We start from the raw sequence: 20,391 nt of genomic DNA on the forward strand, positions 1-20,391 counted from the left end.
ACTAAACATAGTGAGATTTTTTGAGTGTTTTAGTTATGTCTTTTCTTTTTTAATACTAATGGTAATACTAACGCACCCATAATAAATAATGAAGTGTATAGAGCGATATTTGTATTATCACTAGTTTTGACGTTACCTTGTTTAACATCGTCTTTTTTATTAGCATCTGGAGTGTTAGGTGTAGTTGGCTCTGCTGGAGTAACTTTAACTAAATTATTGATGGCATTTTGTAAGTTGTCATATGCGGTTTCAATTTCGGTAACAGTGGCAACTTCATTGGCTGCAACAGCTTTTACATCAATAAGAATATTAGCTAATGCTGCCCAGCTTTCACTAGTGTATTCTGCACTATTCAATGATTCAGCTTTATTAATTAATTCGTTAAGGGCATCTTTATTTGGTTTTAGTCTTAGCTGTAAGAAGGCTCTTACTAATTTATCGTGCGCTTCTTGAACTTCTGGTTCTAAAGCATTTTGATTATTAACAACAACTTTAGCTTCATCTAAAACAGGTAACATTGCATTCCAAGTGCTTGTTAGATAATCTTCAGCATTTAGTTTAGCAATTTTTTTAATTAAATTTTCTAAATTAGTTTTATCACCTTTTTTGAAAGATAATTTTTGCATTACGTCACTTAAACGGTCAAACGATGCATTTACTTCTTCTTGCGTAGCTAAAGAAGTTCCATTGATCTGTTGAGCTTCTGCTAGAGCGGCTTTAAATTCTGTAACTACAGCAGGAACAATAGTATTTAATTCTGCTTCAGTAACTTTAAGTGCTTCCTCAATTGCAATATTTAAAAGATTCTTTTTAACTACTACGTACTCAACATTTTCGTAATTATAAATCAAATCATTGATAATATCTGTGTAGAAACTATCTTTTTGATAATTAGCAGGGTTTGCTTTAACATCACTGATCATAGCATTTAAATTATCAATATTTTCTTGAACTGCAGTATTTGTTGTAGTTTTGTCAGCCAGAGCGGTTTCGATTTTATTTATTACTAGATCTAGATCAGTCTTGTTGTAGTTGATTTTTGATTGTGTAAATAAATCATCACGTGGTGATCCAAGTGTATACATCAGTCTTTCAAAGCTTTCGTAATCCATTTCCTTTTGATATTCTGCTCCCCATGTTTTTAATGCAAATCCAGCATAACGTGGGAATAGTGTCCTAGTCAAAATATATTCTGGTACATACCCGTGGGCATCATCCCAAATTGGGAATACTTGTCCTAATGACTTGTCAAGATTTTCTGTTAATACTTCATCATTTCCATAATGATATGATGATTTTGAATAATGATATCTTGTAAATTCTTCATATGTCCGTTTTGGTAATGGACGGTCTAGTTTGCTCTGTCCTTGTTGTGGCCATAAATCATGATAGTTTGATGAAGAACTTGACATGATTGTATATCCAGCATTAGCTGTAGTACTGGCTTTGATTGATCCGTACATTCCTCCAGCCCAGAAATCAACAATTAGACGGCTGTCTAATGGTACTATTCCTCCTAAATCAAAGATGTTGTCATTCCATACTAGTACTTTTAAGTTTTGTTTGATTAGTTCGTCTCCCGCTTCATTGAAGAAAAGTTTGATAGCATCATGGTCTGTCGCAGCTTCATTTCCTGTCACTTGACGTGCCCATTCCTGTAAAACTGTTTTACCGGCAGTTGTATAACCACTTTGGAAATATTCATCACCACCGATATGAATCGTTTTAGCATGGAAGAAATCTGCTGCTTCTTTATAAACAGAGATCATATATTCACGAACTTCCTGTTTAGAAAAGTCTAATGCTTTGGTTGAACCAGGAATGCACCATCCGCTATGGAAATTTGCTTCTTGTTCAGCGTGACCTGGGAAGTCGATTTCAGGAATAACTTCGATATTGAATTTAGCTGCATAGCTGACTAATTCATCAACTTCTTCCTGAGTCCAAAATCCACCTTTACGGTCAACAAAATCAGCAGCAATTTTCGAATCATAACGAATACCCTCGTTGTCTTTAAGTCTCAGCTGTAAGATATTCTGTTTGTAATATGCCATTTGTTCAATCTGATCTTTTAACCATTGAATTGAATAGTATCTTCTTCCAGAGTCGACCTGAAGCCCACGAACAACTTGATCACTGTAATCTTGAACAGAACCAGCAGGAAGGCTTTTTCTTTGAGCGAAGGCCTGCAATATAGTCATTGCACCATTTTGAATACCTTGAATGTAGTCAGAATGGATGACAGTTTTGTCTTGATCGATATCGATTTGATAGGCATCGATTTTGCTTGCTGTTACAGCTGCAGGAAGTTCAAAAGTGATTGGCTGTTTAACTAAAACAATACCTTCACCTTGTGAGGCATCAGTAACAGTTTTGATCGTATAGTCTTTGATCAGCCCTTTTTTAACCATACTGTCGGCTAGATATTGGGTCTTAGCTTTACTGAATTCATCAGTTGAAAAAACTTGCTTAGCTGTATTTAATTTATAAATTTCATTTCCATTTTTTTCAAAATTCTGAACAGCTGGGACAGTTTCTGGGAATTCAGAGAAGTCTGCATCATAGTTGATAGAAGCTTTCTCTTCAACTGTTTTGTTTTCTACTTTTTCAATTTTGAAATCATCGATATAGAAAACTCCAGAACCTAAGTCATTACCAGTCCATTCCATATAGGCAAAACCGTAAATTTCATTAGTTCTAGGACCAGTAGTGATAGTATGTTCATTAGTCTGCCACTCAGTGCTGACCTTTTGGTTAGTTTGGATATTAGAAGCAAGCTGCCAAGGAGACGTAGTATGCTTACCTTCAATATCAAGAACTCCGGTAGACATCTTTACTCCGGATTCATTCCAGTAATGGGTAGTAATCTTGTATGTAGTGTTAGGCTCAACGTTATGGAAAATAACATTAACACTACCTTTACCATAATTATAACGCCAGATAGGAACTTCAGAAGGATTTTCAGGTTTAGGATTCCCAACTTTGATAGAGTATTTTCCGTCAAAAGCTTTTTCGTCAGTTCTGACAGCTTTGTAGAGTTGAACTTCATTTTTATCAATTTCGTGTTCAAAAGACGGATTAGTAATTAGTGGAGCATCGGCAGCTTTAAGTGGACCGACGTTGATCGACATAGCCATAAGTGAGGCCATGACAATCGGTAATAATCTCTTTTTCTTTTTCATATATCTCTTTCCCTTTCATGATATGATAATAAATAAAATATAGCAGTTATTTGCGATAACACCTCCTGATTAATATGATGATTTGTCTATACATTTCTGTATCTAACTAAATTGTAAAGGGCATGAGGAAATGTTACAATATAGAAAATTGCAAATGATTTTTAATTTTTGAATAGATTTTCAAAAATAGAATATCTTTTCACTTCTTGAAAAGTAGTGTTATAATAATGGCATGGGTTAGTGCTGTTATAGTTTTATGAATAAGAGGGGAACAATAAAAGCCAAAGAATTTTGAAGTAGTACGGGAAAGGAGGATATCGAGGAGATTCCTCGATAACAGACAATGGCTGGTTTTATTTATAAACTGCAAAATATTGTAAACACATCACCAGATAGCGATGATACAAATATAAATATCGCTAGATGCATTTTAAAAAATATTGATAAAATAAAAAAACGGACTTCATTGCAAGATTTTGCTGATATTTGTTATACATCACAATCAAGTATTAGTCGTTTTTCGCAGTATTTAGGTTATGCAAATTTTAATGATTTTAAAGCTGACTGTATTGGGATTCAAGAAGAAACAGATGAAATGATCATAGATACTCGAGCGACTAAAAAAATTAATTGTGTTGACTATGCCCAAGCAATTTCTGAAAGTTTAGTAAGAATGCAAGAAACATCAATTGATCAAGAAATTGAACAGTTGTGTGAGTATATTCATAATGCTAAAAGAATTTTTATTTTTGCAACTCATATTCCTGGCGATCTTGCCTGCATTATGCAACGTGCAATTTTAACAACGGGTAAGTTTATTGAATTTTATCCTCGTAAAGAGCATCAAATGGAGGTTGCTAAGCAAATCCGTCGAGATGATCTCTGTATTTTTTTATCATTAGAAGGGACATTATTAATGGAAAAAGCAATCACTATTCCAGCAATTATTTCATTAGCTAAAAATGTTCTGATAACTCAAAATGTTCATATTAAATTTTCAGAACAATTTACACAAGTAATTGGATTAGGTGGGCATGATAGTGAAAGTATTGGAAAATATAAGTTATTGTTCTTTATTGATTGTTTGTTAAATCGTTATTATCATAAGTACATAGTAAATAATTAAAGTAGAAGTACAGTTATTTGGACAAATAACTGTACTTTATTTTTAAAGGATATTTTTAGGTGTTAAAGAAAAAATATCTTGAGAGAAATAATATTTTATATATCTTTTATATTTAATATCATATATAATATATCGGTGGTGGTGATTAGATGGAATTAGATGAATTATTAAATAAAAATCAAAAAGAAGCAGCAACATATCTTGATAGTCATTTGAGAATAATTGCTGGAGCAGGATCTGGAAAAACACGGGTGGTAACGTATCGAATTGCTTATTTGATTGATGAAATCGGTGTTGACCCGCGAAAAATTCTAGCTATTACTTTTACTAATAAAGCGGCAAACGAGATGAAAGAACGAATTACATCATTATTAGGACCTCATGCATTAGGTTCGTTAGTTTGCACAATTCATTCATTATGTGTCCGAATATTAAGACGACATATTAATGTGATTAATTATCCAAGTAATTTTATGATTATGGATGAAGAAGATCAAAAAGCATTAATTAAAAAAATTTATAATAATTTAGATATTGATGCAAAAACAATCAGTATTAAAAGTATGATTGCATCCATTTCAAATTATAAAATGGCTAATATTGATCCTGAACGAGCAATGGAATTAGCAGGTCAGTTTCAAGGTGAAATAAAGAAAGCTAAAGTATATAAAGAATATCTTGAATATCAAGAAAATCATTTTATGCTTGATTTTGATGATCTTTTATTAAAAGCAGTATATATTTTTGAAAATTATCCAGATGTATTAGAAAAATGGCAGCATAAATTTCAATACATCCATGTTGATGAATTTCAAGATGTTGGCAATATTGAATATCGTTTAGTTAAATTGATGTCACAAGATGCAATTACTTGTGTTGTAGGCGATCCTGATCAAACCATCTATTCATTTAGAGGGGCTAATGTTAATTATATTCTTGATTTTGATAAAGATTTCAAACCTTGTAAAACAGTGATTTTAGACCAAAATTATCGCTCTACGGGAAACATTTTAAATATTTCCAATAGCTTAATTCGTAAAAATCGAAATCGATTAGAAAAAGACCTTTATACTGAGGCTACTGGTGGTAGTGAAGTTATTCATTATATGGGAAAGAGTGAACAGGAAGAAGCAGATTATATTTGTAGCCAGATTGAAAAAATAATTAGTGAAGTTGACGGAGTCAATTATCGCGATTTTGCAATTTTATATCGTGCTAATTATTTATCTCGAACAATTGAACAAAGTATGATTAGTCATGGAATAGATTACCGGATTTTTGGTGGTTTGAAATTCTTTAGTCGAAAAGAGGTTAAAGATGCATTGAGCTATCTGCAGTTAGTATGTAATGATGAAGATCTTGCATTCGAACGAATTATCAATGTTCCTGCTCGGGGAATTGGAAAAAAAACATTAGAAAATATTCAATTAGTAGCTTTGAATAATCAGGTTAGTTTGTATGAGGCGTTGACACTATTTAGTGATCAAATTAAGCTGTCATCAAAAGCCAAAAAAGAAATAATCACATTGGTTAAAGCTGTTGAAACAGCAAAACAGTCAAGTCTGCCGCTTCATGAAATGTTTGAAAATTTGATGAACGATGTTGGATATATTGATATGTTGAAAAAGGATTTAGAAGATAATCGAATTGATAATATTCATGAGTTACAACGGTCAATTTATGAATTTCAAAATCAAAATCCTGATATTGCAACAATTGAAAATTATTTACAAGAAATTTCATTATATACAGATAATGATAATTTGGATGATGGACAATATGTCAGTCTGATGTCAATTCATATGGCTAAAGGTCTAGAGTTTGATTACGTTTTTGTTTTAGGTTTATCGGAAGGGATTTTCCCAAGTTTCAGAGCATTAAGCGAATCAGATGAAGGATTAGAGGAAGAGCGGCGTTTGGCTTATGTTGCTTTTACTCGAGCAAGAAAACAATTGTTTTTGACAGATAGTGAAGGCTTTAGTTTTGTAACAGATTCTCCTAAAATTTCAAGTCGCTTTATTGATGAAATCGGGAGTGAGGGGATTAAGCATGTAGGAACAAAGCCACGATTTAAAACAGCAAACTTTATTAATACAGCTCCAACTAAAGAAGAATTAGTAGGGAATAATGAAGTGACTGACTGGTCAAATGGGGACTTTGTTTTACATGATACTTTTGGTAAAGGTGTTGTTGTTAAAGTCAATGGTAATACTTTAGATATAGCTTTTGAATTGCCTGCTGGTTTAAAGACTTTGATGGCAAATCACAAAGCATTAAAGAAACTAACAAATTAATGTGCTAAACGCACATTTTTTGTTTTATAGTTATACGTATTTTGGTATAATAGTTAAGATTAAATTAGGAGTGAGATAATGGATGATTTAAGTAGATATAAGGAACTAAAAGCAACAATTTTATATCATAATGATCGTTATTACAATCAAGATAATCCAGAGATTACTGATTATGAATACGATATGATGATGCAGGAATTAAAAGGATTAGAACAAAAACACCCTGAATATATTACTAGTGATTCACCGACTCAAAAAGTAGGTGGTAGTGCAAAGCGTGAAGCTGGTGTACTCGTACGTCATAATGTGCCGATGTTATCATTGCAGGATGTATTTTCTAAGGAAGATGTAGATGCATTTGTTGCGGATATGCAAGAACAACTGGTAGATCCGACTTTTGTGGTTGAATACAAGATTGATGGGTTGTCAATGGCATTGCGCTATGTCAATGGTAAGCTTGATGTTGCTGTTACTCGTGGTGATGGTGTCTTACAAGGTGAAGATGTTACTGTTAATGCTAAAGTAATCAAGGATGTAAAAAATACTTTAAAAGAACCGATTGAATATCTTGAAGTCCGTGGTGAAGTCTATATGACCAATGAAGCATTTGATAAAGTTAATGAAATTCAGGAAATTAAAGGGAAGAAACTTTTTGCGAATCCTCGCAACTGCGCTGCTGGAACGTTAAGACAGCTTGATAGTTCAATTACTAAAGAGAGAAATTTATCAATGTTTGTTTTTAATATTCAAGATGCTAAAGGCAGAGAATTTATAAGCCACAGTGAAGGATATGAATATTTAAAACGGCAAGGAATTAAAATCATTGAAGATTATAAAATTTGTAAAACAGCTAAAGAGGTTTGGGAGGCAATTGAGGCGATTGGTGAAAATCGTGATAAACTTGGATATGATATTGATGGTGCTGTTGTTAAAATCGATAGTTTTGCTGATCGACAAAAACTCGGAGCAACAGCTAAAGTACCTCGTTGGGCAGTAGCTTATAAATATCCGCCTGAAGAAAAAGAAACAAAATTATTAGCAATCGAATTGTCAGTAGGTAGAACTGGAAGAATAACTCCAACAGCCATTTTTGAACCAATTCGTTTATGTGGAACGACTGTATCTCGAGCAACTTTACATAATCAGGATTTTATCGATGATCTAGATGTGCGGATTGGTGATACGATCGTTGTTTATAAATCTGGTGAGATAATTCCCAAGGTTAAAGGAGTCGTTAAAGAAAAACGCCCCGCTGATAGTGCTCCATATGTAATTGGCAATACTTGTCCAGTCTGTGGAGCTCCAGCTGTACGTGAAGGTGATAATGCGGATATAAAATGCACGAATCATAGCTGTCCAAGTAAGTTAGTTAGAAATATTGTTAACTTTGTTGGACGTGATGCTATGGATATTAAAGGTTTTGGCTTTGCTTATGTAGAAACATTAGTGGATCATGGTTATTTAAAAGATTTAAGTGATATTTATGGTTTAATTGATAAACGTCAGGAATTACTTGATAAAAAAATTATTGGTTTAGTTAAAAGTACAGATAATTTATTAAATGCAATTGAAGGTAGTAAAAATAATGATGCAATTAAATTGCTAACGAGTTTGGGGATTAGTAATGTGGGAAAATCTGCCGCTAAAAGTTTAATGAAAAAATTTAAAAGTATTGATAATTTGATGAAAGCTAGTTATGCTCAGTTGATTGAAGTCAATGATATTGGTGATATTAGTGCTATGGCAATTATAAATTACTTTAAGAATCCTGATAATCAGGCAGTTGTTCAACGTTTAAAAGAGTATGGAGTTAATATGAATATTATCGAAGCTCAAGATGGCGATGAACGTTTTGATGGCAAAACATTTGTCGTAACAGGGACATTACCAACTCTTTCAAGGAAAGCCGCAAGTGAATTGATTGAGAAGCATGGCGGTAAAGTCTCAGGTTCGGTGTCTAAAAAAACGGATTACTTATTAGCTGGTGAAAATGCGGGAAGTAAACTTACCAAGGCCCAAAATTTGGGAATTAATGTAATTAGTGAAGAAACTTTACTAGAGATGGTGAAGTAGCTAAAATAGTGTTATAATGCACTGTATAAAGGAGGAACACTAGAATGAAAAAAATAGTGGCTTTATTAGCGATAGCATTGGTGCTGAGCGGTTGTAGTGATGCTAAAGAGACCGTTGAAAATCAAACAGCAAATGATGTATCCACTACCGATAGTTTAGATGATTCATTTTATCGAGTAGTTAATTTTAATACGAATTTAAGTCGAGAAGATTATTATACTGCTTTTGGAAATACTATGGATTTTCAAACAATTGGACGAGAATTACAGATTTTATCTACTGATCATTTCTCAACTAATGATTATTATATGTCTGAAGGGCAATATCTTAAAACGGATGATATGAATCAATTATTAAAACGCTCTGAGGATACTAGTAAATATCCTTATACCTTACAAGCACAGCGGGGAACTACTATTGGCGGAGTTGCAAATCCAATCATGGTAAGTACAGTGCATGAACAAGATTATTATGAAAAAAACGGATCTGAATATGTCTTAAAGGGTCTATCATTAGCAATCGTACTAGATCCTCGTGATGAAAAAAATGAACGTTTAGACACCTCATTAGATGAATCGTTAGTTGTTGATTTTGGGCGTGAAGCAATTAGTAAATTATACAAATATTTACAGAGTAAAAAAGACTTAAAAGATATTCCTGCTAATATTTGTGTTTATTATGCGACTAATACTAACGAAAGTGATATTAATGGTCGTTATATTTTAAAAAGTTATTGTGATGGCAGTGTGGGAAATATTGAAACATTAGATTACAAAAATTATATGTTTACAAGTACAGAAGCAACTGCTGCTGATGAAGATACAGCATCACAATTTGAAATTTTTAAAAGTAATATGAAAAAAGCTGCAACTGAGGCAGTTGGTGTAATTGGCTATGGTCGTTATAAAAATGGTCAGATTCAGTCAATGAAAATAAATTTAAAAGTAAATATTAAAACATATACTGAATTGCTTTATTTGATTTCTACTGCAGCTGATGAATTAAATACTCAATTTAGTGGTTTTGATATTAAAGTATTAGTTAGTTCACAAGATCAACTAGAGGCATTGATTGTTAAAGATAAAGGTGAAGATGCGAAGAGTATCTTGTTGTATTAGGAGGTAATTTATGGAAAATAAAGAAGAAATGTTAAAAAAGCTTGGATTGAAAACAATGTTTAATATTACTGATGCAGAAATGCCAGAGTTAGTAGAAGAATATGAGATTTTTATGAATCACGTTGCCGTATTAGAGAAAATAGACACTGATGGTAAGGCACCATTAGCATATCCTTATGAAATTGAGACATGCTTTTTACGTGATGATGAACCGATTGATGTAATAAGCCGAGAAGATGTTTTAAAAAATGCTAAGAGTGTTCAAGATAATCAAATTAAAGTACCAAAGGTGGTGGGATAATGAAAGTTTATTCAATTGAAGAATTGCATAATTTAATCGTTAATCAAGAAATAGATTTAAATGAATATTATTATGATTTATTTAAAGAAGTGGAATTTCAACAAAATCGCTTAAATGCATTTGTTACAATCACTAAAACTCAAGCAATGGATAATATTAAAGAACTTAAAATATCTGATGAAGAAATATTGAAAGGGATTCCTGGAGTATTTAAAGATAATTACAATACTAAAGGAATTAAAACGACAGCTTCAAGTAAAATGCTAGAGGATTATGTACCAGTTTACGATGCTGCGGTTGTTGAAAAATTATATAATGAAGGTGTTAGTTTAATTGGTAAATCAAGTATGGATGAGTTAGCAATGGGTGGTACTAACAAATCCGCTCTAACTGGGCCTGTATATAATCCGTGGGATTCATCAAGGATAGCGGGAGGATCATCAGGTGGCAGTGCAGCACTTGTTGGTAGTGGGGTTGTTCCATTTGCCTTAGGTAGTGATACCGGAGATTCAATTCGTAAACCGGCTGGATTCTGTGGTGTAGTTGGTTTCAAGCCAACTTGGGGAAGAATTTCAAGATTTGGTGTTATTCCTTATGCTTCAAGTTTAGATCACGTAGGTGCTTTTACTCGAAATGTTCGTGATATGGCAATTGTAACTGAAGCATTAGCTGGTCGTGATGAAAGAGATATGACTTCAAGCACACGGCCAGTACCACATTATTTAAAAGAATTGAATAGTGATATTAGGAATATGAAAATTGCTGTTTTAAAAACAGTTAGTAATGAAATTAGAAATGATGATATTAAAAATAATTTCAACCATGTAGTTGCAACCTTAAAACAATTAGGGGCATGTGTCGAAGAGGTAGAAATTCCAGTTCATCTAGCTAAAGCAATTTTACCAACTTACACGATTATCGCTAATAGTGAAGCAACAAGTAATCATTCGTGCTTAGATGGAATTAAGTATGGTGATCGGCAACCTGGTTCATCAACTGACGAAGTAATGATTAATTCTCGAACTGATGGATTTGGTGCTCATATTAAACGTCGTTTTATTTTAGGAAATTTAGCCTTAGCTACAGAAAATCAGGAACGGATGTTTAGAAAAGCTCAACGAGTACGTCGTTTGATTGTAGAAGAATTAAATAAAATTTATGATAATTATGATATTATTTTGACTCCTAATGGTGGTAGTGTAGCCCCAAAACTTGATGAAGCAAATGATGATCGCCTATCAGATGAATACTTGATTTTAGAAAATCATTTAGCTTTAGGAAATTTTGCTGGGACGCCAAGTATTTCAATTCCGTCTGGTTTTAGTGAAGGAATGCCGATTGCTATAAATCTGATGGGACGTTTATTTGAAGAACAAACAGTATTAAATGTCGCTTATGCTTTAGAACAAGCATTAGGATTTGAAAATCAATATTCAAGAGAGGGGTAGAGAGAATGAATTTTGAAACTGTTATTGGATTAGAAGTTCATTGTGAACTTAAAACAAAATCGAAAATGTTTTCTGGGGCCCCAGTAACATTTGGTGAGGCACCAAATACAAATGCCAATATCGTCGATATGGGGATGACAGGGGCAATGCCGGTACTAAATAAATCTGGTGTTGAATTTGCGATACGGGTATGTAATGCTTTAAATATGGAAATAGATGAACTGGTACAATTTGATCGTAAAAATTATTACTATTCAGATTTACCAAAAGGATTCCAAATTACGCAAGATCGTTTCCCAATTGGGCGAAATGGAACAATGAAGATTGAGGTAAATGGTCAAACACAAGTAATTGAAATTGAAAGATTACATATGGAAGAAGATACTGCAAAACAATTACACTTTGACGATTATTCATTGATTGATTATAACCGAGCTGGTATTCCGTTAATTGAAATTGTTACTAAACCGACGATCCGCAGTGGTGCGGCAGCAGCTGCCTATTTAGAAAGATTAAGACAAATTTTCTTATTTACAGAAGTTAGTGATGCTAAAATGGAAGAAGGCTCAATGAGATGCGATGTCAATGTATCAATTCGACCATATGGTAGTGAAAAATTTGGTACAAGAACAGAAATTAAAAATTTAAATTCAATTTCAAATGTACAAAAAGCAATTGAATTTGAAGTTGCTCGACAAGAGAAAGTCTTAATTAGTGGTGGTGAGGTACTCCAAGAAACACGCCGTTATGATGAAGATAGTAAAGAAACTGTAGTAATGAGAGCTAAAGGTGATGCAGTAGATTACAAATATTACCCAGAACCAAATATTTTACCTATTCGATTGAATCATCAATGGGTTGAAGGAATTATTGAAAGAATTCCAGAGATGCCAGAATCACGAGTAGCTCGATACATAAATGAATACAAAATTCCTAAAACTGATGCATTGATACTTGTTCAAACTAAAGAAGTTTCGGATTTCTTTGATGCGACAGTTGCTTATACTAAGCATTATAAAATTGCATCTAACTGGTTATTAGGCGAGGTACAAGCATATTTAAATAAAAATAATTTGATTATTACAGATACTAATATAACTCCTGAGTATTTAGCAAAAATGATCAATTATATTCAAGATGGAACAATCTCAAGTAAACAAGGAAAGAAAGTGTTTGAAATCTTGATGAATGAAGGTAAAGATCCAGAAATTATTATTGAAGAAAATAATATGAAACAAATTTCTTCACCGGAAGAATTAACTAAAATTATTAATGAAGTTCTTGATAATAATCCTCAATCAATTGAAGATTATAGCAATGGTAAAGATCGAGCTGTGGGATTCTTAGTTGGACAAATTATGAAAAAAACCGGTGGTCAAGCTAATCCTGGTCTTACAAGTAAATTACTAATTGAACTATTGAAACAAAGAATTTCATAATGTACAAATAATTCTATATTTGGTACAATGGTTGAAGGAGGATATAAATATGTCTCAAAGAAAAAGATTTAGTTTTGATGATGAAGTAGATGATACAATTGATCTATCAAAAGATGATCTTAAAAATTCATCAATAACTAATAATGATAAACCTTCAAACGACAATGTCTTTGCTGATGAAGATGGTTTAGATGCCAAAGCTTATCCTACTGATAACGGGGGAGATAAATCAATGAAAAACAAGAAGAAACGCAAGTTTAAAATTAAGAAATGGCAAATTGCATTAATTGCTTTTCTATCAATAATTATTGTGTTCGTCATCTATGTATTTGTTGCTGGAGGAAATGATGGACCAGTTTATGGTGATCGTTGTGCTTCTTTAATTGCAATTGACAAAAGTAAATTTACAGGAGTTGAAGATGCAATCAAAGCAGACCCAAGCGTTAATAGTATCAATATTGAAGTAGATTGTCGAATTGTTAAAATTAGTATGAATTTTGTTGATAATACTTCTTCAGATACTGCTAAACAACTGGCAACAAACGCCTTACACACATTAGATGATACTTTAGGTGAAAATAAGGAAGAAGGTAGAGCATATAGTAATTTATTTACTACTGCTAATGGCCGTGGACAATACAACGTAGAGTTTGTTCTAACGAGCAATGGTGATACTAATTTCCCTATATTTGGTACTAAACATCCAAATAGTGATGATATTACTTTTACTGGAGCTAATGTAGTTGATCAAGCTGCAACTGATCGTGCGGCTAATACGAACGCTAATCAATAGACGAGCATGGCTCGTCTTTATTTATGAGGAGGACTAAATGAAAAAAAATGATTATTTTTATGGTGAATGCACAGATTTAACTCACGATGGTCAAGGAGTTGTTAAGATTGATAACTTTACATACTTTGTAAAAGGTATGCTTACGGGTGAAAGAGGACGGCTAAAAGTAATAAAGGTATTAAAGAATTACGGAATTGCACGTTTAATTGAATTAGAAGTTACTTCAAAATATCGTATTGATCCCAAATGCTCTGTCTTTAGACCATGCGGAGGCTGTCAGTTACAACATCTTAATCCTCAAGGACAGATGATTTATAAAACAAAACGGGTCAAAGATTGTTTAGAAAGAATCGGGAATTGTAAAGTGGCGGTAAATGATTGTATTATGATGGAAAAACCGTGGCATTATCGCAATAAAGTTCAAATGCCAGTTGGAGTTAAAGGAAATCATTTAGTAACTGGTTTCTATAAACAAAAGTCTAATGAAATCATCCCATGTGAAAACTGTTATATTCAAAATGAATTATCAAATCAGATAACTAATCGAGTTAAAGAATTAATGGAAGAGTTTAAAATTTACCCATATGATAAGTTAGCTCATCAAGGTAATATTAAGCATATTTTGACTAAACACGGTTATCATACAGACGAAGTAATGTTAGTACTAATTAGTTATCGTAATAAAATTAAAGATATAGATAAATTAGTGGAAATAATTACAAAAGAATTTCCAATGATTAAAACAGTTATTCAAAATATTAATCATCGCACTGATAATGTAATTTTAGGTGAACAAGAAGTCATTTTGTTTGGTAATGGATATATTTATGATACTTTATTAGGTAATAAATATAAAATTTCTTTAAAATCTTTTTATCAAGTTAATCCAATCCAAGTAGAGAAATTGTATTCAAAAGCAATTGAATTTGCTGGTTTATCTAAAGAAGACATAGTTTTAGACGCATATTGTGGAATTGGAACAATTACATTATCAGTAGCCAAATACGTAAAAAAAGTGTATGGTGTTGAAATCGTTGAAACGGCAATTGATGATGCAAAAAATAATGCAGTTTTAAATAATATTAGTAATGCTGAATTTAAATGTAGTGATGCTGGTAAATATATGCTAGAACTAGTTAATCAAGATCAGCATTTAGATGTTGTCTTTGTTGATCCACCACGTAAGGGGTGTTCAACAGAATTTTTGGATAATTTGATTCAAGCAGAACCCAAGAAAATAATTTATATTTCTTGTGATGTAGCTACTCAAGCACGTGATATCAAGTATCTTCAAGAATTTGGGTATCATGCTGATGTCTGTCAGCCTGTTGATATGTTTCCTCACACAACACATATAGAAAATATAGTTCGTTTGTCAAAATAGCCATGATAAAAATAATTACTAAACAGATTTCCTAAAAGAAGTCTGTTTTTTTATAATTTATGACGAGTAAATTGATTTCAATTGTTCTAAATCTATAATTATAGTAAAATTAGATAACCTAATAAAAGCGGGCGACTGATTGTGAAAAAATGGTATAATGAAGAATATGAATTTACAATTGAAGTAACAGTTTTTACGTGGGAATAAAGCAGAACATTATTGCTGTAATGGTGAAGAAATTGGTGATAAATACACTTGTACATATGGTTGCTCTAAGAGGTAATGATGATCATGTTTCCAATTATAGGGGTAGTTAGATTAGAAATAGGGGAAACAAAATGAATGCATTTATTTTACTTATTCCTTTTTTATTAATAGCATTTATTAACGAAGGTGCAATCAAACGGGCTGGATATTTTGCTCCACTGCAAGGCAATGAGAAAATAGCTTATGTAATTTATCAGATGGCCAATATCGGAATCTTTATATATTTTTTCTTATCAGTAATAATTGATTTATCTTGGCAGTTTTGTTTAGGTCTACTGGTTTATTTGTTAGGATTGGGAATGTGCATTGTTTTGGTTAAAGATTTTTTCTCCAAGAAATGATGGCTTAAATACTAACGAGATTTACCGTTTCTCTCGAAATCCAATGTATATGTCATATTTTATTTTCTTTTTAAGAACCGTATTATTAACACAATCAATAATCTTATTTATAATTTTATTACTATTTCAAATCTCTATACATTGGGTTATTCTTTCAGAGGAGCAATGGTGTATCAGCAAGTTTGGAATTGCTTATGAACAATATATGAATCAAGTAAGAAGATATATATAGTTAAATAAAGAATTATAAAAAGAACAATAATAAATATTAGTAGCATACTTATGATGTCTTATTGTTGTTTTGAAGTAATATTAATGGTATACTGAGTTCCAGTATAGAGGTGCGAAAATGAAAATAGAGTTTAAAATGTCTTATAAATTAGGATTATTAGAATTTAAAGTTGGCGATCAACTAGAAATTAGTAAGAACACTATATTTGAAAGTATAAATGATAAGTATTATATGTTAATTTTAAAAGGATTGCGTTATGATCTTCTTAAAGAAGATATTAAAATTATTCAATAAAATATTTAATTTGGCTATATCTTAGTGATTAGCCATTTTTTGTTATGGAAAATAAACTTAAAATAATTTTATTATCTGTGCTATAATAAATATTACTAATAAACATTTAATATTTAACAATTATTATTTATAAGGAGGAAATATGCAATACATATCTAAATATACTTCACCGTTAGGAGCAATAACATTAGCTAGTAATGGTGAAGCATTAACAGGTCTATGGTTTGATGGTCAAAAATATTTTGGCGCTAATTTATCAAAAGAATATAAGAACGTAGAGTTACCAGTATTTAAACAAACAAAGGAATGGCTTAACTTATATTTTAATGGTCAAAAGCCAGATTTTATTCCTCTTTTGGCTCTTCAAGCAAGTGAATTTCGTCTTGCTGTATGGCAAATATTGCTAGAAATACCATATGGACAAACCCTCAGCTATGGCGACATTTCAGCCGTTTTAGCAAAGCAAAAAGGTTTAAAAACAATGTCAGCACAGGCTGTTGGCGGTGCAGTTGGACACAATCCGATCTCAATCATTATTCCTTGTCATCGAGTCGTTGGAAGTAACGGAAACTTAACTGGTTATGCTGGTGGTCTTGAAAAAAAGATTGCACTGCTTCAATTAGAAGGAGCGGATATGGGAGCGCTGTTTACTCCTAAAAAAGGGACAGCATTATAAGTTAATTAAACTTAAAAATGGAGGCATTTATTATGAATGATTTTGTGAATCTTATTAAAGATGAAGTTATAAAATCTCCATTTTATTATAGTCAAGGGTACCAATATAGGGATTGGAGATTACTGTTTTATTAATTTTGATTGTATTTTTTAGATTTGAATATAATAACCTTGAGTTACCATGTAAGAAATATATAATTTATGCAATAAATTGTAACAAATAAATGAATATAGTATAATATATTTAAATATTATAGGAAAGAAGGAATGTAGTTTATGAACAAAGAAGTATTAAATTATATTGCTGAAAAGACACGTGAATTGATTGTTGCTCCAACTTGCAGTAATGAAACAAAGGAAGCTGCCCAAGCATGGTTAAATGCGATTGGAACAGAAAGCGAAATGGCTGAGACTAAGAAATATATCGCTGAATTAGAAGAAGATATTATGCCAATTGATAATTTAATTAGGTTTGCTGGTTCTGACAATGGTAAAGCTTATTTTGGTGAAGAAAATGCTAAAAATATTGAAAGCCATGCTAAAGAAATTAAAGCTAACGGGGCTAAATATTGCGATTGTCCGGCTTGTTTAGTTGTTGCTCAAATTCTTGAAAAGAAGTCTGAATTATTTAATGAAAAATAATAGGTTTATGAAAATATTGTTCCTTTAGGAACAATATTTTTATTTAAAATGTAAATCCTTTTTACAAAAATATTCTTTTTTAAGGATTGATTTGTAAAACCTCTTCTAAATAGACTTTAATGTATTTAAGTAAATAAAATATGATGTTAAATTAAATGCAAGAAAATATTAGAGGAGGAGTTTAAATGAGAGCAGTAACAACAATATTTCCTGTTATATTTATGATTGGAATAGGAACTTTTTCAAGAATAAGAGGTTTTATTACACCAAGTCAAAAAGATGGAGCAAATAAAATAGTATTTAATATTTTATTTCCAATAATGATTTTTAATATCCTTTTTACTTCTAAGCTAGAGACTTCAGCTATTTTTATTGTTTTATATGTGTTTATTGCATATTGTGTTATTTTGTTTATTGGAAGATTTATAATAAATTTTACTGGGGAAAAATTTGCTCATATTTCACCTTACTTGTTAACGACATGTGAAGGTGGTAATGTAGCTTTGCCCTTGTATCTATCAATTGTAGGGGCTTCAAGTAATACTGTAATATTTGATTTAGCAGGTGTTTTTATGGCTTTTGTAATTATTCCAATTATGGTTGCAAGAGCGGGTGCTGGTGAAACAAGGATTAGGGAACTTATTAAAACAATTCTAACTAATTCATTTGTAATTGCAGTTATTTTGGGGTTAGGACTTAATTTATTAGGTACATATAATTTTTTATCAAACAGTTCATATTTAGGAATATACAGTAATACAATCACCCAAGTAACAGCACCGATTGTAGGCGTAATTTTATTTATCATTGGGTATGATTTGAATATCAATATGGAAATATTGGGAGCAGTGTTAAAATTGTTAGTTGCTAGAATTATTTTTTATATTCTAGTGATTATTGGTTTCTTTATCTTCTTTCCAGGGCTTATGATTGATAAGGTTTTTATGATTGCAGTTTTGATTTATTTTATGAGTCCTACTGGTTTTGCTATTCCAATGCAGATTTCCCCTTTATATAAAAGTAATGATGATTGCGGTTTTGCTTCGGCAATCATTTCTTTGAATATGATAATCACTTTAGTAGTTTATGCTTTGATCGTTGTGTTTATTGCTTAATGTTAGTATTGTTAATAAATTTTTGATATGGCATAATGAAAATATATTATTATTGGAGATAGTTTATGGTTATTTGATTTTAACATATTTTTAGTAGCCGTAAGAGAAGAAAATATGACTAAAGCGTCTAAATTATATATTCAATTTAGCTGATATTGCTATGGTGGTTGATGCAGTTGGAAGAAGAATTAGGTGTAAAACTATTTAAGAGCAACAATCACAGCATTTATTTAACAGATGAAAGAAAATTGTCTAGTAACGGGCTCAAGAAATTGTTAATTTAACTAAAAAGGTGCAAGAAGAACTTATTAAAGATGACATGGCTTTATCTGGTGTTATTACGAGAGGTTGTGGTGGAATGCAAAGTATTGAAGAAGCAACAAGATTAATAACTGATAAAAAAGACTTATCAACAAAGGAGTATTAATAATATGGATAGTACAATAAAATTCGATGGCCTAGCAAATCTTTATGAGGATGGTAGACCGGAGTACCCGACTATATTAATAGAAAAGTTATATACTGACTATGGTTTTAAATCAACATCCATAATCGCAGATATAGGTGCTGGAACTGGTAAATTTTCAAAGCTGTTATTAGGACAAGGTAGTAAGGTTTTTTGTGTCGAACCTAATAAAGATATGAGAAATGAATTAGTCAATAAATTAAATAAATATAATAAATTGCATGCTATCAATGGAACTGCTGGTAATACTACGTTAGATACTAGTTCTGTTGATTTTATTACATCTGCTCAGGCATTTCATTGGTTCAATGTTCATGAGTTTAAAAGAGAATGTAAGAGAATCTTAAAATTAGAAGGGCGGGTAGCATTGGTTTGGAATGTACGAGAAATGGAGTCACCATTGAATCAAGAGTGCTTTCAAATTTATAAACAGTATTGCCAAAACTTTGTTGGGTTTAATGGTGGGATTAAACGCGATGATGAAAGAATAAAGGAATTTTTTGATATGCACTATAAGCGTATGGAGTTTCCAAATCCTTTATTTTTTGACCAGAAGGGTTTTATTAAGCGCTGTATCTCAGGTTCATATTCTTTAAAAAAAACTGATCAGAATTATTTTGAATACATTGCTGCCTTAGAAAATGTATTTGATAAATATAGCAATAACGGACAGTTAGTAATGGAGAATAAGACGGTTGTTTATATAGGAAGATTAAAATAAATGTAGTTCAATGTCAATGAGAAATACTTTTATAGCTTTACCATTAGTTAAAGGGGCATATATGATTATATAGTCATAAAAGCGCTTTCTTAATTTAGGCGGTAATAGGAAGGAAGAGATGGCCATGTACCATAGATTCCCAACTAAATATCTTGAATTAGAATTGACTGAAACAATGGTCTTTGCCTAACTAGAAGTTTTTAGTAAAATTATTGAGAAAATTCATTAGGCTGGATTCAACTACTCTATGGATGATTTTGGAAGTGGCTATTCTTTTTTAGGAATATAAAAAGATTCAGATATCGTTAAGCTTGATGGTACATTCTTTTCTTCTGAAACGATGAATAAGGGGAAAGAAAATATTATTGATAAGAAATAGTGATTAAATCACTGAACAAATTATTTATAGTTAACATTTTGATAGCATTATCAAACATTAGATACTATTACATTGATTAAAGCTATATTATAATATAATTG

The 20,391-nt window shown here is 31.6% G+C and carries 18 protein-coding genes; 17 read left to right on the top strand and 1 reads right to left on the bottom strand.

Annotation, left to right across the window (positions count from 1 at the left end; translation table 11 throughout):
- Window positions 1-29: 29 nt before the first annotated feature.
- Window positions 30-3,182, bottom strand: coding sequence for a family 20 glycosylhydrolase (locus EYR00_RS05590; protein ID WP_003537810.1), 3,153 nt, complete (start codon window positions 3,180-3,182; stop codon window positions 30-32).
- Between the two features lie 343 nt (window positions 3,183-3,525).
- Between EYR00_RS05590 and EYR00_RS05595 the strand changes: the two genes are divergently transcribed.
- The 17 genes from EYR00_RS05595 to EYR00_RS05665 all read left to right on the top strand — a co-directional run bounded on the left by EYR00_RS05595 (window position 3,526) and on the right by EYR00_RS05665 (window position 19,911).
- Window positions 3,526-4,308, top strand: coding sequence for a MurR/RpiR family transcriptional regulator (locus tag EYR00_RS05595; RefSeq protein WP_003537811.1), 783 nt, complete (start codon window positions 3,526-3,528; stop codon window positions 4,306-4,308).
- A gap of 149 nt (window positions 4,309-4,457) precedes the next feature.
- Entirely contained in the window at window positions 4,458-6,602 is a 2,145-nt protein-coding gene (locus tag EYR00_RS05600; protein ID WP_003537812.1) for an ATP-dependent helicase, read from the top strand.
- Window positions 6,603-6,680: 78 nt separating this feature from the next.
- The gene (gene ligA, locus EYR00_RS05605) at window positions 6,681-8,675 is read left to right on the top strand and encodes an NAD-dependent DNA ligase LigA (protein ID WP_003537813.1); all 1,995 of its coding nucleotides are present in this window, start codon (window positions 6,681-6,683) and stop codon (window positions 8,673-8,675) included.
- A gap of 44 nt (window positions 8,676-8,719) precedes the next feature.
- On the top strand, window positions 8,720-9,793 hold the full coding sequence (locus EYR00_RS05610) for a CamS family sex pheromone protein (RefSeq protein WP_003537814.1): 1,074 nt from the start codon (window positions 8,720-8,722) through the stop codon (window positions 9,791-9,793).
- A 10-nt stretch (window positions 9,794-9,803) separates the two neighbouring features.
- Entirely contained in the window at window positions 9,804-10,094 is a 291-nt protein-coding gene (gatC, locus tag EYR00_RS05615) for an Asp-tRNA(Asn)/Glu-tRNA(Gln) amidotransferase subunit GatC (protein ID WP_003537815.1), read from the top strand.
- Entirely contained in the window at window positions 10,094-11,542 is a 1,449-nt protein-coding gene (gene gatA, locus EYR00_RS05620) for an Asp-tRNA(Asn)/Glu-tRNA(Gln) amidotransferase subunit GatA (protein ID WP_003537816.1), read from the top strand. Before gatC ends, gatA begins: the two co-directional genes overlap by 1 nt.
- A 5-nt stretch (window positions 11,543-11,547) precedes the next feature.
- A complete protein-coding gene (gene gatB, locus EYR00_RS05625) occupies window positions 11,548-12,981 on the top strand; it encodes an Asp-tRNA(Asn)/Glu-tRNA(Gln) amidotransferase subunit GatB (RefSeq protein WP_003537817.1) in 1,434 nt (477 codons plus the stop codon).
- Between the two features lie 49 nt (window positions 12,982-13,030).
- Window positions 13,031-13,774, top strand: coding sequence for a hypothetical protein (locus tag EYR00_RS05630; protein ID WP_008792951.1), 744 nt, complete (start codon window positions 13,031-13,033; stop codon window positions 13,772-13,774).
- 37 nt (window positions 13,775-13,811) lie between these two features.
- Window positions 13,812-15,158 (top strand): 23S rRNA (uracil(1939)-C(5))-methyltransferase RlmD, encoded by a 1,347-nt coding sequence (gene rlmD / locus EYR00_RS05635; protein WP_003537822.1) that lies wholly within the window; start codon window positions 13,812-13,814, stop codon window positions 15,156-15,158.
- A gap of 338 nt (window positions 15,159-15,496) precedes the next feature.
- Window positions 15,497-15,766 (top strand): hypothetical protein, encoded by a 270-nt coding sequence (locus EYR00_RS15545; protein WP_003537824.1) that lies wholly within the window; start codon window positions 15,497-15,499, stop codon window positions 15,764-15,766.
- Window positions 15,732-15,998, top strand: coding sequence for a methyltransferase family protein (locus EYR00_RS16055; RefSeq protein WP_197923002.1), 267 nt, complete (start codon window positions 15,732-15,734; stop codon window positions 15,996-15,998). The genes EYR00_RS15545 and EYR00_RS16055 overlap by 35 nt, the downstream gene beginning before the upstream one ends.
- A 117-nt stretch (window positions 15,999-16,115) precedes the next feature.
- Entirely contained in the window at window positions 16,116-16,292 is a 177-nt protein-coding gene (locus tag EYR00_RS05645) for a hypothetical protein (RefSeq protein ID WP_003537825.1), read from the top strand.
- Window positions 16,293-16,434: 142 nt separating this feature from the next.
- Window positions 16,435-16,968, top strand: a complete 534-nt coding sequence (locus tag EYR00_RS05650; protein ID WP_003537826.1) for a methylated-DNA--[protein]-cysteine S-methyltransferase — start codon at window positions 16,435-16,437, stop codon at window positions 16,966-16,968.
- 275 nt (window positions 16,969-17,243) lie between these two features.
- Window positions 17,244-17,609, top strand: coding sequence for a hypothetical protein (locus tag EYR00_RS05655; protein ID WP_003537829.1), 366 nt, complete (start codon window positions 17,244-17,246; stop codon window positions 17,607-17,609).
- Window positions 17,610-17,794: 185 nt separating this feature from the next.
- Window positions 17,795-18,724 (top strand): AEC family transporter, encoded by a 930-nt coding sequence (locus EYR00_RS05660; protein ID WP_003537832.1) that lies wholly within the window; start codon window positions 17,795-17,797, stop codon window positions 18,722-18,724.
- A gap of 292 nt (window positions 18,725-19,016) precedes the next feature.
- Complete coding sequence (locus EYR00_RS15815) at window positions 19,017-19,151, top strand: hypothetical protein (protein ID WP_003537833.1); 135 nt, start codon at window positions 19,017-19,019, stop codon at window positions 19,149-19,151.
- A gap of 4 nt (window positions 19,152-19,155) precedes the next feature.
- A complete protein-coding gene (locus tag EYR00_RS05665; protein ID WP_003537834.1) occupies window positions 19,156-19,911 on the top strand; it encodes a class I SAM-dependent methyltransferase in 756 nt (251 codons plus the stop codon).
- The last annotated feature ends 480 nt before the right edge of the window (window positions 19,912-20,391 follow it).

Source organism: Thomasclavelia ramosa DSM 1402 (genome assembly GCF_014131695.1).
GTDB lineage: Bacteria > Bacillota_I > Bacilli_A > Erysipelotrichales > Coprobacillaceae > Thomasclavelia > Thomasclavelia ramosa.

What these genes read in the sequence shown, in the direction of transcription:
- EYR00_RS05590 (WP_003537810.1), bottom strand. Translation starts at nt 3,182, where the DNA reads ATGAAAAAGAAAAAGAGATTATTACCGATTGTCATGGCCTCACTTATG.
- EYR00_RS05595 (WP_003537811.1), top strand. Translation starts at nt 3,526, where the DNA reads ATGGCTGGTTTTATTTATAAACTGCAAAATATTGTAAACACATCACCA.
- EYR00_RS05600 (WP_003537812.1), top strand. Translation starts at nt 4,458, where the DNA reads ATGGAATTAGATGAATTATTAAATAAAAATCAAAAAGAAGCAGCAACA.
- ligA (WP_003537813.1), top strand. Translation starts at nt 6,681, where the DNA reads ATGGATGATTTAAGTAGATATAAGGAACTAAAAGCAACAATTTTATAT.
- EYR00_RS05610 (WP_003537814.1), top strand. Translation starts at nt 8,720, where the DNA reads ATGAAAAAAATAGTGGCTTTATTAGCGATAGCATTGGTGCTGAGCGGT.
- gatC (WP_003537815.1), top strand. Translation starts at nt 9,804, where the DNA reads ATGGAAAATAAAGAAGAAATGTTAAAAAAGCTTGGATTGAAAACAATG.
- gatA (WP_003537816.1), top strand. Translation starts at nt 10,094, where the DNA reads ATGAAAGTTTATTCAATTGAAGAATTGCATAATTTAATCGTTAATCAA.
- gatB (WP_003537817.1), top strand. Translation starts at nt 11,548, where the DNA reads ATGAATTTTGAAACTGTTATTGGATTAGAAGTTCATTGTGAACTTAAA.
- EYR00_RS05630 (WP_008792951.1), top strand. Translation starts at nt 13,031, where the DNA reads ATGTCTCAAAGAAAAAGATTTAGTTTTGATGATGAAGTAGATGATACA.
- rlmD (WP_003537822.1), top strand. Translation starts at nt 13,812, where the DNA reads ATGAAAAAAAATGATTATTTTTATGGTGAATGCACAGATTTAACTCAC.
- EYR00_RS15545 (WP_003537824.1), top strand. Translation starts at nt 15,497, where the DNA reads ATGAATGCATTTATTTTACTTATTCCTTTTTTATTAATAGCATTTATT.
- EYR00_RS05645 (WP_003537825.1), top strand. Translation starts at nt 16,116, where the DNA reads ATGAAAATAGAGTTTAAAATGTCTTATAAATTAGGATTATTAGAATTT.
- EYR00_RS05650 (WP_003537826.1), top strand. Translation starts at nt 16,435, where the DNA reads ATGCAATACATATCTAAATATACTTCACCGTTAGGAGCAATAACATTA.
- EYR00_RS05655 (WP_003537829.1), top strand. Translation starts at nt 17,244, where the DNA reads ATGAACAAAGAAGTATTAAATTATATTGCTGAAAAGACACGTGAATTG.
- EYR00_RS05660 (WP_003537832.1), top strand. Translation starts at nt 17,795, where the DNA reads ATGAGAGCAGTAACAACAATATTTCCTGTTATATTTATGATTGGAATA.
- EYR00_RS05665 (WP_003537834.1), top strand. Translation starts at nt 19,156, where the DNA reads ATGGATAGTACAATAAAATTCGATGGCCTAGCAAATCTTTATGAGGAT.